This window comes from Streptomyces sp. NPDC002588 (assembly GCF_040295925.1).
Taxonomy (GTDB): domain Bacteria; phylum Actinomycetota; class Actinomycetes; order Streptomycetales; family Streptomycetaceae; genus Streptomyces.
The window spans coordinates 24,933-39,411 of record NZ_JBEOWF010000002.1; the positions used below are offsets into that span (position 1 = coordinate 24,933).

General features: G+C 71.9%; 10 protein-coding genes. 3 read left to right on the top strand and 7 right to left on the bottom strand.

Annotated features, from left to right (window positions below; all coding sequences use genetic code 11):
• Positions 1–25 precede the first annotated feature (25 nt).
• On the bottom strand, positions 26–2,968 hold the full coding sequence (locus tag ABT057_RS02795; RefSeq protein WP_352340611.1) for a GH92 family glycosyl hydrolase: 2,943 nt from the start codon (positions 2,966–2,968) through the stop codon (positions 26–28).
• A 156-nt stretch (positions 2,969–3,124) separates the two neighbouring features.
• On the opposite strand from ABT057_RS02795, the gene ABT057_RS02800 reads away from it, so the two are divergent.
• Positions 3,125–3,508: an STAS domain-containing protein gene (locus ABT057_RS02800; RefSeq protein ID WP_352340612.1), complete on the top strand. Its 384-nt coding sequence runs from the start codon at positions 3,125–3,127 to the stop codon at positions 3,506–3,508.
• A 115-nt stretch (positions 3,509–3,623) separates the two neighbouring features.
• Here ABT057_RS02800 and ABT057_RS02805 read toward each other — a convergent pair whose 3' ends face one another.
• Complete coding sequence (locus tag ABT057_RS02805; RefSeq protein ID WP_352340613.1) at positions 3,624–4,100, bottom strand: SRPBCC family protein; 477 nt, start codon at positions 4,098–4,100, stop codon at positions 3,624–3,626.
• Positions 4,101–4,210: 110 nt separating this feature from the next.
• On the opposite strand from ABT057_RS02805, the gene ABT057_RS02810 reads away from it, so the two are divergent.
• A complete protein-coding gene (locus ABT057_RS02810) occupies positions 4,211–5,776 on the top strand; it encodes an FAD-dependent oxidoreductase (protein ID WP_352340614.1) in 1,566 nt (521 codons plus the stop codon).
• A gap of 269 nt (positions 5,777–6,045) precedes the next feature.
• On the opposite strand, the gene ABT057_RS02815 is transcribed toward ABT057_RS02810, so the two are convergent.
• From ABT057_RS02815 to ABT057_RS02835, 5 genes are all read right to left on the bottom strand, one after another.
• Positions 6,046–6,846 carry a VOC family protein gene (locus ABT057_RS02815; RefSeq protein WP_352340615.1) on the bottom strand — a complete coding sequence of 267 codons (801 nt, stop codon included), beginning with the start codon at positions 6,844–6,846 and terminating at the stop codon, positions 6,046–6,048.
• Positions 6,847–6,930: 84 nt separating this feature from the next.
• The gene (locus ABT057_RS02820) at positions 6,931–8,313 is read right to left on the bottom strand and encodes an acyl-CoA reductase (protein ID WP_352340616.1); all 1,383 of its coding nucleotides are present in this window, start codon (positions 8,311–8,313) and stop codon (positions 6,931–6,933) included.
• On the bottom strand, positions 8,310–9,653 hold the full coding sequence (locus ABT057_RS02825) for a phenylacetate--CoA ligase family protein (protein ID WP_352340617.1): 1,344 nt from the start codon (positions 9,651–9,653) through the stop codon (positions 8,310–8,312). The genes ABT057_RS02820 and ABT057_RS02825 overlap by 4 nt, the downstream gene beginning before the upstream one ends.
• Before the next feature lie 18 nt (positions 9,654–9,671).
• Entirely contained in the window at positions 9,672–10,376 is a 705-nt protein-coding gene (locus ABT057_RS02830; RefSeq protein WP_352340618.1) for an ABC transporter ATP-binding protein, read from the bottom strand.
• A 32-nt stretch (positions 10,377–10,408) separates the two neighbouring features.
• Complete coding sequence (locus tag ABT057_RS02835; protein ID WP_352340619.1) at positions 10,409–11,650, bottom strand: ABC transporter substrate-binding protein; 1,242 nt, start codon at positions 11,648–11,650, stop codon at positions 10,409–10,411.
• Positions 11,651–11,784: 134 nt separating this feature from the next.
• Between ABT057_RS02835 and ABT057_RS02840 the strand changes: the two genes are divergently transcribed.
• Positions 11,785–14,475: an ABC transporter permease subunit gene (locus ABT057_RS02840; protein ID WP_352340620.1), complete on the top strand. Its 2,691-nt coding sequence runs from the start codon at positions 11,785–11,787 to the stop codon at positions 14,473–14,475.
• Positions 14,476–14,479 lie beyond the last annotated feature (4 nt).

Here is a 14,479-nt window from a genome sequence, read left to right on the forward strand (position 1 = left end):
GGTGCCGCGGACCGGCGCCGGGCGGTCAGCGGTCCGCCGTGGGTGCGGACGGCAGCGGCGCGGTCAGGGCGACGTCGAAGACGTGCATGACGCCGCGGTCGGTGCCCTGCGGCAGGACGACCGCCGCCACCCGCCTGGCCGGATCCAGGAGTTGGGGACTGGTGGCGAACACCTTGGCCTGCAGGGTGTCGGATCCGCCCGCGGCCCGGTTGCGGCCGGTCGTCGTCACCAGAGGCACGTTGCCGAACTGGTAGGCGGTGCCGGGCGTCCAGTCGGTGAACTGGACCGGGACGGACTGGGTGGAGCCGTCGGTGTACTCGACGACCGCGGTGCCCTGCGAGGGGCCGTTGGTGGCCAGGCCGAGGAAGGAGACGCCGCCGGCCGGCACGCCGCCCATCGGGATGCGCTGGCCGTGCGGGATCCAGTTGTCGGGCTGCCCGGGTTCGGTGTCGGGCCAGGTGAACTCGATGCCGGTGTCGCCGAGCGGGAGCGCGGCGCCCGGGGCGGCGCCCGCCGCGGCGAGCTGTTCCCGGGACAGGGAGTTGTCGCTGAGGTCGAGGGAGCCGAGGTCGCCGTGGCCGTCGGGGGTGGTGCCGGTGTTGTTGCGGGCGTCGGTGCCGTCCGTGTACGACGGGGGGACGTCGGCCGCCCGGGTGCCCCAGGTGCCGGGTGTGCGGGACATCGTGAAGTCGAGCCTGCCGCCCTTGCGGGCGAAGTCCTCGTTCAGCCAGGACCGGGTCGTGGCCCGGCCGTTGACCTTCATGCCCGTCACGTACGAGGCACGGTCGGCGCCCGGCGCGTTCAGGGTGATCCTGCGGCCGCTTCCGGCGCTGTCCACCACGACGCGGTCGAACATCGGGCCGCCGACCACCAGGTTCGCGGTGCCGTACACGGCGGGATAGATGCCCATGTTCGCCCAGACGTACCAGCTGCTCAGCGAGCCGAGGTCGTCGTTGCCCGGCAGTCCCGACGGGGTGGTGTCGTACATCTCGTCGACGGCACGGCGCAGCACGTCGGCCGTACGGTTCGGCTGCCGGAGCCAGTTGTAGACGTACGGCATGCTGAAGCTGGGCTGGTTGCTCAGGTAGGCGCCGGTGGTGTCGTAGACGCCCGCGTCCAGGTTCTGTGTGTGCTCGTCGAGGGCCTTGGTGGCGGCCTCGATGCCGCCCCGTTTCTCGATGAGGGTGCCCACGTTCTGCGGCACCATCCACCCGTACTGGTAGCCGGTGGCCTGTTCGAACTGGTCGCCTCGTTCACCGAGGTCGAAGTTCCGGTCGAAGCCGGTGCGGCTGCGCGGGCGGATGGCGTCGCCGGTGTCGTCCAGGAGGTTCTGCCAGCTCTGGGCGCGGACCATGAACCGGCCGTACGTCTCCTCGTCGCCGAGGCGCCTGGCGAGCTGGGCTATGCCGAAGTCGTCGACGGCGTACTCGAGCGTCTTCGACGTCGCCGAGTCGCCCTTGGCGTTCTCGATGAAGCCGACGGACTCGTACTGGTAGGCGTAGCTGCGCAGGGTGGAGTCGGCGGGCAGGGTCTGGGTGGTCTTCATCGATTCCAGGGCGGCCCGGCGGTCGTAGTCGGTGCTGCCGAACGCGTCGATCGAGGCGAGCACGGACTGGAGGGAGTCGCCGCTCATCTTCTGCTGCGCCTGGTTCAGGTGGGGCCAGTTGGGCCACCTGCCGGTCTGGCGCACCATGTCGGTGATCGACTGGTCGATGTCGCTGCCGACCTCGGGGAACAGCAGGGCGACCAGCTGCGACTGGCTGCGGTAGGTGTCCCAGCCGGCGTAGGTGACGTACTCGTGGCGGCCCTTGGCGACCTGGTGGATCTGGCCGTCGTAGCCCCGGTATTCGCGGTTGACGTCGTCGAAGACGTTCGGGTGGAGCAGCGAGTGGTAGAGCGCGGTGTAGAACTTCACGCGCTCCTCACGGGTGCCGCCGTCCGCGTCGACGGTGCCGAGCGCGTCCCGCCACACCCGCGCGGCCTCGGCACGCACCCGGTCGAAGCCGCGGCCACGGGTCTCGGCGGCGGCGTTGCGCGCGGCGTTCGAGACGCTCACGTAGCTGAGGCCGGTCTTCGCGGTGACCTTCGCACCCTTGTCGAAGACGAGCCAGGCGCCGGCGCCGTGCTTGGTGGTCCCGCCGGAGGCCGAGGCGACGCCCGGCCGCACCGCGGAGCCCTCCCAGGTGCCGTAGGACCTGACGGGCCGGTCGAAGGTGGCCGAGAAGTAGGCCCGGTAGCGGCCGCCCTCGTCGCACACCGACGCGGTCTCCACCCAGCCGCTGACGGTGTTTCCGTCGACCGTCACCTCGCTGCCGAACACGCGGTTGTTGGAGCCGGCCACGTCGAGCAGCAGTGCCGAGCCGCCCTCGGCGGGGAAGTCGTAACGGCTCACGGCGGTGCGCGTCGTGGCGGTCAGCTCCGTCGAGACGCCGTCCGCGAGGTCCACGGAGTAGTAGCCGGGGTCGGCCTTCTCGGTGGAGTGGTCGAAACCGAGGTAGTAGTCGGTGACCGAGGTGGCGGGGCTGGCGGGGAGGGCGCCGTCGGCGAGGGCGCCGGTGTAGGGGAGCACGGGGAAGTCGAAGCCGCTGAAGCGGCCCTCGCATCCGGTGCCGGAGAGGCGGGTCATGCCGAAGCCGCGGATCTTGTCCGCGGTGTACTCGTAGCCGCCCTTCTGGTCTCCGTCCGAGGAGCGGTAGGTGGTGGGGCTGGACTGCACCATGCCGAACGGCACGGTGGCGCCCGGATACGTGTTGCCGTAGGCGCTGTTGCCCTTGTTCTGCGTGGTGTCCAGCCGGGTCCCGATGAACGGGTCGACGGCGTCGTAGGCGGCGACATCACGGCTCTGGGCGGTGGCGGCGGACACCGGAACCAGTGTGGCGACGATCGTGCCGACGGCCAGAGCGAGCGTGAGGAGTCTTCGGCGGCCGGGCGAGGGCGGCGGGGACGGGAGGGCGGCGGCTAACGACATGATGTCGGTGCCTTTCGGGTCGGCGGGCGATGACAACGATGTCTCATAGTTCACTTCAGGGAGTTCGACAGGGGAACCCCTCGCGGAAAATCTGGTGAATGCCGCGGAACGGCGAGGAGCGGTCGCGGAACCGTCCCAGCGGGCATACTGCTGGGCATGAGTCCGGTCGACAGACACGGTGAAGAGCCGACTGCCCAACTCGGCGACGAGGCGCCCGAGCCGACGGGACCGGTTCAGTACGCGTCGGGCGGCGCCTGGGTGGTCGTGGCGAGCGGCTCCTACGACCTGAACTCGCTGGGTCCGCTGGCCGAGGCGCTGCAAGCGGCCGCCGAAGAACACTCGCGGGTGGTGCTCGACGCCTCCGGGATCAGCTTCGCGGACTCCACCCTGTTGAACCTCCTGCTCCGCCTCCACCAGGACGGGACCCTGCGGGTCGCCGCGCCGGCACCCCAGCTCCGGCGTGTGCTCGAGCTCACCGGAGCCGATGCCGTCCTGGTCGTGCGGGAGACCGTCGAGGACGCGGCCGCCGCCCCGGACTGAGCGGACGAGCCGGCCGCCGCCCCGGGCCGGAAGGACGGACCGTTCGTCCGGTCAGCCGTCGGGGCGACGGCCGGTGGCCGCGATCGCCGGCGCGGCCGGCGGGCACGGGGACCTGTCAGAGGGTCGAACCGGGGTTCTCGGGCCGGATCCGACCCCGCCAGGCGCCCGTCTCTCCCCCGCGCTGCTCCATGTACTCCTTGAAGCGGTGGAGATCCCCCTTGATGCGGCGGTCGATCATGCCGAACATGTCCGCGCCCTTCTCGATCATGCCGGTGGGCTCGATGTCCATCGTGAGCTCCACCCGGGTGTGGGTGTCGTCGAGTCGCTGGAACCTGACCGATCCCCGCTGCCGGGTCTCGCCCTCGACGGCCCGCCAGGTGATCCGGTCGTCCGGGAACTGGTCGACGATCTCGGTGTCGAACTCGCGCCGCACCCCGCCGATCCTGGTGATCCAGTGGTTGTGCCGGTCGTCGAGCTGCCGCACCTCCTCGACGCCCTCCATGAAGCGCGGGAACTCCTCGAACTGCGTCCACTGGTTGTAGGCGGCGTGGACGGGCACCTCGACGTCCACTGCTTCCTTCACCGTGCTCATGTGCTCCTCCTCGCTGACGGTCGTTCCGCACGGCGCCGAGTACCCGGGTCCTCGGCGACGAAGACCTCCATTTCGGGCGTATCGCGCACCGCGCCGGGCACTCGGGCGCCATGAACGCCGACACAGGAATCCAGGGGGTCCGCCGGGGATCGCGCCGGCTGGAGACCGCGCCGCCCGGCGTTCCCGCTCCCCCGCCCTCGGGCGATCTCACCGTCGACGTCGCCGTGATCGGCGCCGGCATCGCCGGACTCAGCACGGCCTGGGAACTGGTCCGGCAGGGACGCGAGGTGGCGGTACTGGAGGCCGACCGGGTGGCCGCCGGGGTCACCGGGCACACGACGGCCAAACTGAGCGCCCTGCACACCCTGGTCTACGAGCATCTGCGCCGCACCCGCGGCCCCGAGGGCGCACGGCTGTACGCGCGCTCGCAGACCGCGGCGATCCGCCACGCCCGCGAGATCGTCGACGAACTCGGCATCGACTGCGAGTGGGAGGAGACGGCGGCGTACACGTACGCCGAGGACCCGCGGCGGGTCGGCGCACTGCGGGCGGAGGCCGAGGCGGCGCGGGCGGCGGGGCTGCCGGCCGAGTTCGTCACCGAGACCGGACTGCCCTTCGCCGTCGCCGGGGCGGTCCGGGTGAGCGGGCAGGCCCAGTTCCATCCCCGCAAGTACCTGCCGGCGCTCACCGACGACCTGCTCAGGCGCGGCGGCACGGTGTACGAGGGGACGCGCGTCGTCGGGCTCTCCGAGGGCGAACCCTGTGTGCTGCGCACCGACAGCGGTGTGGCGGTGCGCGCCGGCGAGGTCGTGGTCGCCACGCACTGTCCCGTGTTCGACCGCGCTCTGCTGTTCACCCGCCTGAGTCCACGCCGTGAACTCGTCGTCGCCGCGCCTCTCGACGAGGGCCGAGCCCCGCGCGACATGTACATCACCCCCGAGCGGGCCACGCGGTCGGTGCGCACCGCGCCGTACCGTGACGGCGAACGCCTGCTGATCGTCACCGGGGAACACTTCGCCCCGGGCACCGCGGACGTCGAGGAGCGGTTCGCCCGGCTGTCGGCCTGGGCCGACGACCGCTTCGGCGGGCTCACGTTCACCCACCGCTGGGCCACGCAGGACAACGACTCCACCGACTCCGTCCCGCTGGTCGGCCCCCTCCACGCCGGCAGCCGGCACACCTGCGTGGCCACCGGCTTCGGCGGCTGGGGTCTGAGCGGCGGCATCATGGCGGGCGGGCTGCTCAGCGACCTCATCAACGGCCGCGAGGTCGCGTGGGACGGCCTGTACGATCCGCGCCGCCTGGCATCCGTGTTCCGCGAGGGGACGTCGTTCCTGAAGCACCAGGCCCAGGTGGCCCGGCACTTCGTCGCCGACCGGCTGCCGCCCGTGACGGGGCTCGCGCCGGACGACGTCCCACCGGGGCACGGCGCCGTGGTGCGCCTCGGAGCCCGGCAGCTCGCCGTCCACCGGGACGGGAGCGGGGAGGTCCGGGCGGTCTCGGCGCGCTGCACCCACCTCGGCTGCATCGTGTCCTTCAACGACGCGGAGCAGGCACGGGAGTGCCCGTGCCACGGTTCCCGTTTCGCCCCGGACGGACGGGTGCTCCAGGGCCCCGCCGTGCGGCCGCTGGAAAGGCGCGAACTCCCGGGACAGGAGCGACCGACAGAGGGGTGATTGTCGTCGCGCGCCCGCCGGGAATTACGGGACAGCCCTTAGGAAACCGCAGGCGTCCGAGCCGCCGCACGGCCAGGGACCGAGCCGCCACCAGGGCACCGGACAGCACGGCTGGTCTCCCGACGTGGAGGGACCCGTCAGCAGGACAACCCGAGCGCCCGTCGCTCGTTCCGCACCGCCGAGCACCGGGCGGGGGCCGCAAGGGCCGCTCCCAGACCGCGACAGACGGGGCCCGGTGGGTCCGGGCCCCCTCTGTCGGCCGTGTCGGCTCAGGCGCGGGCCGGGTCGAGGACCACGAAGTCCGCGTTCGACGGGTCGAGGCAGACGGCCAGCCGGCCGACGCCCTCCGCGTCCGCCGGGCCCGTCTGCACACCGCCGCCGTGCCCGGTGATCTCGGCGACCGCGGCGTCGCAGTCGGTGACGGCGAAGACCGGATGCCAGTACGGGTGCCCGCCCGCCAGGGCGAGATCCTCCTTGCCGACTTCCATCAGACCGCCCTGCATGCGCTCCGTGGGAAGCCCGGCGGGCGTGATGAGGGTGTACGTACCGACGCCGCCCGGCATCTCCATGTCGCTGAACTGCCAGCCGAAGACCCCGCCGTAGAACTCCCGCGCGGCCACCGCGTCGGTGGTGTACAGCTCGGTCCAGGTCAGCGAGCCCGGTTCCTCCACCAGCTCGAAGCCCGTGTTCCGCCCCGGCTGCCAGACGGCGAACTGGCCTCCGAGCGGGTCGCTGTACTGCGCCATCCGCCCCCATTCGCCGAGATCCCTGGGTGCCACTCGCACCGTGCCGCCGCCGCGCTCCACGGCCTGGGTCGTGGCGTCCGCGTCGGTCACGTCGTAATAGATCATCCAGGCCGGGCGCGCGCCCTCCTCGGTGAGCTTGCCGAGTCCGGCGACGGTCTTGCCGTCCTTCTGGAACATCCCGCCTTCCATGTCCCCCTCCGTCTCGCCCATCGGCTCGTACTCCCAGCCGAGCACCGCGCCGTAGAAGGCCGCGGTGGCCTGGACGTCGGGGGTGCCGAGGTCGAGCCAGCAGGGGGCGCCGGGAGTGACGTCGGTGGTGATCACGGCAGTTCCCCTTTCGCAGGTCCTGGTGATTTCAGCGTGACATCCGGCACCGACAACCGCGCGTCGGCCGCCGCGGGCCGTCCGTCACTCGTCGTTCACCCAGCGCATGAGTCTCTGCAGGGGGTAGAAGCCGTCGTGGGAGAGGCCCGGTGGCATGCCGCCCGCTCCGCCCAGGGAGACCACCCGCTGGACACCGGCGCAGGCGAGGGCGTCGCGCAGTTCCGTCTTGCGGGAGTCGGGGAACACGCCGACGGTCTGGGTGGCGACCCCGGCGTGTGCGACGGCCTCGGACAGCGCGCCCACCGGCACGACGTTGACGATCTTGCCGTCGGGGTGGAAGTCCACGGGTTCTGACGAGCGGATGACCAGACCCGTGCCGTCGTAGCCGCCCCACACCCGGTAGTCGGGCTCCATGGAGCGCAGTACGTCGATCTCCTCCCGGAGTTCCGCGGGCACCCGCGGACCGCCCGCCGAGCTGAACTCCCGGGCCACACCCAGGCGTTCGCACAGCAGCGCGGCGTAGCGGTCGGCCTCCTCCGGCGAGCCCTCGACGAACTGGAAGCGGCTGGCCACGCAGGCCTGCTGGTTGAAGAACGCGGCGTCGGCGGCGCCCGCGTCGGCGGCCCTGGCCAGGGCCTCGGCGGAGGCGAAGGCCTCACGGCCGATGAGCGAGATGGAGGTCTTGGGGTCGAAGGAGACGAGCTCGAATCCCGGGCCGACGTATCTGAGCGCGCCGCGGATCGTGCCCTCGCCACCCCAGGCGACCAGTTTGTCGAAGAACTGGGGCCGGAACAGCACGCTCTCCACGCTCTCGTCGCCGCCACGCCAGTACACCGCCGAGAAGGAGCGGACGACGGGGTGCCCGGGGGCCACAGCGGCCATGGTGCGCAGGATCGCGGTCGCGGTGAACAGGTCGTTCGAGGGCAGTTTCAGCAGATTGACGCCCTTGGTGAGCGCGCCGCGCACCACCGACATCGCGGCGACGCCGGGCGCGTTGCCGGCGATGATGTGCACCAGGCGGGGCGGGAAGGCGCGGGTGGCCGCGACCCGGCCCTCGGGGAGCCGCACCTCGCGCCAGCCGTCGAGGACGTCCGCCCCGCCGAGTTCGTGGTCGATCTGGGCGTACAGGGAGGGTCGCCGGAAGCTGCGCCACAGCGCGGCGTAGGCGCGTTCGAGGATCTCGGCGGGGAGCCGACTGACCGGGGCCATCCGGTCCAGTGCCTCGGCGAGCAGGCCGTCCCGGTCGGCCCTGAGCGCCTCGCCGGTCTCCACCAGCAGTTCCACGATCTCCGCGACGGGCACGTGGAAGGCGGGGCCGGGTTCGCTGCGGGGCCATACGAGGCGGTCCAGGTCGAGGGCCGGTGCGGTGAAGCTCCCGCGGCCGTGGGTGAGGTGCGGGCCGTCGTCGGCCTCGCCCCGGATCACATGGACGACGGCCACCGCGCCGTCGAGTGCGGTGCCGCTCATCCGTGGATCATCCCCCGTACGTAGGAGTCGAGCGTCGCGGCGCAGGTGATCTTGTCGTCGCCGCCGAGGTCGCCGTAGCGGGTGATGTCCGGCAGGACGGCCGGTCCGGGACGGCCGCAGGCGCACCGCGCGAAGTCGACGAGGACGCGGTCACCGCTGATCAGTCCGCCCCAGCGGCCCTCCAGGGAGACGTCCAGGAACGCGAACCGCCCTTCCACGACGGCCTCTTCGGTGTTCAGCAGCTTCTCTCCCGGCTGGTCGAGCACCAGCGGGATCACCCACGGCGGCAGGTGGTAGTGGCCCCGCTCGCAGGCCAGGCAGGAGCCCTGGAGTTCCGTCATGCCGTAGCTGCGCACCCGCCGTACGCCGGCGTAGAAGGCGGCGAACTGCTCCTGGTAGTCGTCGGGCAGCGCCCCGTTCTTGTTGCCGCCACCGCTGAGCACCAGGGTGTCCGGGTGGAGGCTGCCGTCGGCGACGCCCCGCGCGCGCAGTGCCTGGATCAGGGTGAACTGCTGGTTGTTCATGCCGGCGACGAGGAGCGGTTCGTCGCGGTGCTCGGCGATGTCGTCGACGATCCGGTTCACGGCCGCGTCCAGTTCCCGCTCCCGGGAGGCGGACGCGCTCTCGAAGGAGCTGATCTCCTGCGGGGTCGCGGTGCCCTCGGCCATGCGGCGGCGCAGCAGGGCACTGCTCATCAGCTCGGAGACCCGCAGTGGTTCCTCGGTGAGCAGGCGGGTCTCGCCGGGCCTGGCGAAGACCTCCGCATGCCAGCGGTAGCCGTCGATGGAGCGCATCGGGCCGCCGGCCGGGGCGAGCAGATAGGCGCGCCGGGTGGGCTCGGGCGGCAGCGGGTCGGGCCAGCAGGTGAGGTTCTCCAGGATGTCGCGCAGGAAACCCAGGTCGCTCGCGTCGCAGTTGAGGAAGGAGACCTTCCCCGAGGTGCCGCTGGTGATGTACGGGCGGTGTCCCGCGGCGGTGACGCGGTCGGTCCACTCGTCGATGTCCCGGACGCCCTCCACGTCGACCTCGTCCGGTTCCACCACGGAGACGGTCGAGTACCAGCGCAGCAGGCGGTCCCAGCGGCCCTGGGTGATGAGGGAGACGGGGTACGACTTGTAGCTGGTGTGGGAGAACAGCAGCGGCACGAGGTCCTCGAGGCCGCCGATGTCCCGCACGCCGGTCTCCTCGGCCCGGGTGCGCAGCAGCGGGATGCGCTCGCGGTGCGCTGCGAAGGTCTCCCGGGCCGCTTCCATCTGCAACTCGCCTATTTCGTCGGCGGGTTGGTCGAAGGTGTCTCCGGTCACCGCGAGGTTCCGGATCTGTTCGCGTGCGCTGGGCACGGCAACCACCTCAATCGGTCAGGACGTGGGGTCGTTCGCGAGATAGGAGGACTCGATCGCGTCGAGCTGTCCGCGCAGTTCCTTCGGGGTGCCGCTCAGGGCGACCCGGCCGCGGCGCAGCACGTACACGCGGTCCGCGATGTCGAGCACCTTGCGGACGTGCTGTTCGACCAGCAGGGCGCCGAGCCCCCGGTCCGCCGCCTCGCGCACGGCGCGCAGGAGGCGGTCGACCACGAGGGGGGCGAGACCGAGGGACAGTTCGTCCGCGAGGAGCAGCCTGGGCGCGCGGCACAGCGCCCGGGCCAGTGACAGCATCTGCTGTTCGCCGCCCGACAGCATGCCGGCGCCCGTCCTCAGGCGTTTGTCGAGTTCGGGGAAGAGGGCGAGGGCCTGCTCGGCCCGCACCCGGCCCACCCGGAGGTTGTCCGCGGTGTCGAGCCGGGTGAAGACCGCGCGTTCTCCGACGTACGCGAGGCCCTCACGGGCACGCCGGTGCAGGGGTGCGTGGCCGGTGCCCCCCAGCCAGCGCACCTCGCCGCCCAGGGGGGTCAGATCGCCCGACAGCACGCGGAGCGTCGTGGTCTTGCCCGCGCCGTTGGGCCCGAGGAGGGCGACGACCTCGCCGGGGCGGACCTCGATGTCGAGATCGCGTACGACGGGACGGGCGCCGTATCCGGCGGACAGGGCGCGGGTTTCGATCAGGGGCTGTCCGGTGTCGTGCACGGACGTTCTCCTACGGTCGGTCGGGCGACAGGTCAGCCGGCCGAGGCGGCGGTCAGCACCTTGCGGACGTCGACGAAGGTCGATCCGGACTTCGCCCACTCGATCTTCCCGTCGCGGATGGTCAGTTCGGTGGCGGTGGCGTTGTGGATGCGGTTGAGACCCTTGATCGGCAGGGCCGTGGACGCGCTCCAGGTCAGCGGCGGGGTCAGGCCGCCGGTGCTGATGCCCGAGGTGGTGTTCAGCTCCTGCACCAGGGCCTTCGACGTGATCGCCGACAGCTTCTTGACCGCCTCGGTGAAGACGGTGAAGGCCACCCAGGTCGTCTCGTTGGCGCCGTTGGAGGTGTCGATCTCCTTGTTGCCGGAGGCTGCCTCGCTGAAGACCTTCCATGCCGCGTCGGAGACCGGCGGGTAGTAGCCGGTGATCACGGCGCCCTCGAGCGGGCTGCCGCTGCCGCCGGTGCTCGCGGCGAGCTCCGGGGTGAGGTTGCCGACGACGCTGCCGAGCTTCGTCTTGGCGCCGGACTGGACGTACGCCTTCACGAACAGGTCGGAGTGCGTGCCGAGGATGACGCTGACGCAGTCGCTGTTCTTGGTCGCGGCGGCGACCTGCGGGGCGAGGTCGGTCGCGGTGACCGGCACCTTCAGGTCCTTGGGGGCGGAGCCGCCGGCGGACATCGCGCCCAGGGTGAGGAACTGCGAGACGATCGCGGCGGCGGCCAGGTCGTAGCGGACGCCGGAGATCTTCTTGCAGCCGGATTCCACGAGCTGCTTGCCGTGGGCCGCGAACACCGCCGGGGTGCCGCCGTTGACCGGGAAGGACAGCGGGCTGGAGAACTCGGCGGCCGAGACGCCGGTGCCGCCGAGGTAGGGGATGCCGGCCTTCTCCAGGATCGGCATGTACCGGTCGCCGGCCAGGCTGTAGGAGCCGACGACCGCGACGACCTTCTCGGCGACCGCCTGCTGGGCGCACTTCTCGGCCTCGTCGGGGTCGTTCTTCTCGTTGCAGGTGACGACCTTCAGCGGGCCGCCCTTGATCCCGCCGTTGGCGTTGATCCACTTCTCGTAGGCCTGGGCGGTGAGGCGGACGCCGGGCTGGGCGCTGCCCTGGGTGTCCTCCGGGTCCCAGACCATCACCTTGACGGGGGTGCCCTTCAGCGAGGAGGTCTCCGTGGAGCTGCCGGACGCCTCTCCCCCGCATCCGGCGGCCAGCAGGGTCGCGGTCACCGCGAGACAGCTCGCCGCGGTGGTTCTGCGTCGGCGTGGGTGGTTCATGGTTCCTCCACGAGGCTCGCGCCCATTGGGCGACGTCGAGATGCCGAACAGCATGGAGGCGGCGACATTGGTTAGTGAAGTACTCTGGACACAATTATTTAAATAATTACTCTGTCTGTCTGGAGGTGCCACAGATGGACGACGTCCTGCGTTTCGCACTGCTCGGCCTGGGGCTCGGGGCCCTTTACGCACTCACCGCGCACGGCATCGTGCTGGTCTACCGGGGCTCCGGGGTGCTCAACCTCGCCCACGGCGCCATCGGAATGGCCGGCGCCTACGTACAGTGGGAGCTCGCCGCGCAACACGGCGTGCCCTACTGGCCCGCCACCGGCTGCGGGGTCCTCGCGTCCGCGCTGCTGGGGCTGCTCACCCATCTGCTGGTGATCCGCCCGCTGCGCCGGGCGTCCTCTCCGGCCCGGCTGGTGGGCACCCTGGCCGTGTTCATCGTGCTCACCGCCGTCGCCGTCAAACGCTACGGCGACAGCCTGGAGTTGGTGCCGGGCAGGCTGCCGGCCCGGCTGCTGACCATCGCCGGCGCGACGGTCTCCGAGGACCGGGCGTGGCTGCTCGGCATCGCGGTCGTCATCACCGCCGGCCTTCATCTCCTCTACCGGCACACCCTGTTCGGGCTGGGCACCACGGCGGTCGCGGAGAACGAGGGCGCCGCCGCCTCGCTCGGCTGGTCCCCCGACCTGGTCGCCGCCGCCAACTGGGCGCTGGGTTCGGCGCTCGCCGGGCTGACCGGCATCCTGATCGTGCCGGTCATCGGCCTGTCCGTGGGCGGTCTGACCACACTGCTGCTGAGCGCGCTGGCCGCCGCGCTGGTCGGCCGGTTCTCCTCCTTCCCCGTCACCCTGGCGGGCGGTCTGGTCATCGGCGTCGTGCAGTCCGAACTGACCCGCTTCGGCTCCGGCGTCACCGGCCTCGCCTCGTCGGTGCCCTTCCTGTTCATCGCCCTGGTGCTGGTCGCGCGCGGCCGGGCGCTGCCGCTGCGCGGCACGTTCCTGGAGCGGCTGCCCGCCCTCGGCACCGGACGCGTCCGCCCCGTCCCGCTGGTGCTCGCCGTCGCGGCGGGACTGGTGCTGGTGAGCCTCTCCTCGCCGCTGTGGGCCGACGCGATCACCAACACGCTGGTGCTGTCGCTGGTCATCCTGTCGATCGTGGTGGTCACCGGCTACGCGGGGCAGGTCTCCCTCGCGGCCTACGCCCTCGCCGGGACCGGCGCCTTCATCGCCGGGCACGCCGCCGCGGACTGGGGCTGGCCGTTCGAACTCGCCCTGGTGGCAGGTGTGCTGGGCACGGTCCCGATCGGCCTGCTGTTCGCGCTCCCCGCGGTCCGCACCCGCGGCGTCAACCTGGCGATCATCACTCTCGGCCTCGGCACGACGCTGGAGGCGATGGTCTTCCAGAACACCGATCTGTCCACGACCCCCGGCAGCGACGGCATCGCCGTGGGCAAGCAGACGCTGTTCGGCGTCGGCATCTCCGGAATCGACCATCCGCAGCGGTACGCCGCCGTCGTCCTCGTGCTGTTCGCCCTGGCCACGCTCGTGGTCGCCAACGTACGGCGCAGCAGGACCGGCCGCCGGCTCGTCGCCGTACGGGCCAACGAACGGGCCGCCGCCGCCCTCGGCATCGACGTCCGCGCGGCCAAGCTCTACGCGTTCGGCCTGTCCGCGGCCATCGCCGCGCTCGCCGGCGTGCTCACCGGCTTCCGGTCGACGTCGGTGGTCTTCTCCGACTTCGCGAGCTTCGACTCGGTGACCGCGCTGGGGCTCGCCGTCATCGGCGGCGCCGGCTTCCTCGTGGGCCCGCTGTTCGGCGCCACCTTCGCGGCGGGCACGGTCGGCGCCCGCTTCGGTGACCTGATCCTGCCCGGGCTGAGCGACTGGATGCCGCTGATCGGCGGCGTCGCCCTGGTACTGACGCTGGTGGGCAACCAGGACGGCATCGGGCGGGAGGTCGGCGAGGGCGCGGCGCGGCTGCTGCCCGGGCGCCCCGCCGCCGCAGCGGACCAGGACCGGGGCGACGAGGCCGCGGCGGCGGTCGGCCGGGCCGCGCCGTGCGCGCTGCGGGTGCGGGATCTGACCGTGCGCTACGGCGGTGTCGTCGCCGTCGACGGGCTCTCCTTCGACATCGAGCCGGGCCGGGTCGTGGGACTCATCGGGCCCAACGGCGCCGGCAAGACCTCCGCCATCGACGCCGTCACCGGCTTCACCCGGGCCGCGTCGGGCACCGTACACCTCGGGAAGCGGGACGTGACCCGGCTGCCGGTGCACCGGCGGGCCGCCGCCGGGCTCAGCAGGTCCTTCCAGTCGCTGGAGCTGTTCGAGGACATGACCGTCCTGGACAACCTGTACGCGGCCTGCGACCGGCCCGGCAGGTGGGCCTTCCTCACCGATCTGATCCGTCCCGGCAGCCGCCCGCTGCCCGCCCATGTCCTGGTCGCCGTAAGGGAGTTCGGACTCCAGGACAGCCTGGAGCGGCCGGTGGGCGACCTGTCGTACGGGGAGCGGCGGCTGCTCGCCATCGCCCGTGCGGTGGCGGCCTCGCCGTCGGTGCTGCTGCTCGACGAACCGGCGGCGGGACTGTCGGACGACGAGACACGGGAGCTGGCCGGCCTGGTGCGGCGGCTGGCCGAGGAGTGGGGCATGGGCGTCCTGCTCGTGGAGCACGACGTCGACATGGTGATGAGCGTCTGCGACCGGATCGTGGTGCTGGACTTCGGCCGCCGGATCTGCGCCGGCTCCCCTCAGGAGGTGCGGCGCGATCCGGCGGTGCGGGCGGCCTATCTGGGCGACCTGGAGCCCGAGGCCCTGGCCTGACGGG

What these genes read in the sequence shown, in the direction of transcription:
- ABT057_RS02810 (WP_352340614.1), top strand. Translation starts at nt 4,211, where the DNA reads ATGAACGCCGACACAGGAATCCAGGGGGTCCGCCGGGGATCGCGCCGG.
- ABT057_RS02840 (WP_352340620.1), top strand. Translation starts at nt 11,785, where the DNA reads ATGGACGACGTCCTGCGTTTCGCACTGCTCGGCCTGGGGCTCGGGGCC.
- ABT057_RS02795 (WP_352340611.1), bottom strand. Translation starts at nt 2,968, where the DNA reads ATGTCGTTAGCCGCCGCCCTCCCGTCCCCGCCGCCCTCGCCCGGCCGC.
- ABT057_RS02820 (WP_352340616.1), bottom strand. Translation starts at nt 8,313, where the DNA reads ATGAGCGGCACCGCACTCGACGGCGCGGTGGCCGTCGTCCATGTGATC.
- ABT057_RS02835 (WP_352340619.1), bottom strand. Translation starts at nt 11,650, where the DNA reads ATGAACCACCCACGCCGACGCAGAACCACCGCGGCGAGCTGTCTCGCG.
- ABT057_RS02800 (WP_352340612.1), top strand. Translation starts at nt 3,125, where the DNA reads ATGAGTCCGGTCGACAGACACGGTGAAGAGCCGACTGCCCAACTCGGC.
- ABT057_RS02805 (WP_352340613.1), bottom strand. Translation starts at nt 4,100, where the DNA reads ATGAGCACGGTGAAGGAAGCAGTGGACGTCGAGGTGCCCGTCCACGCC.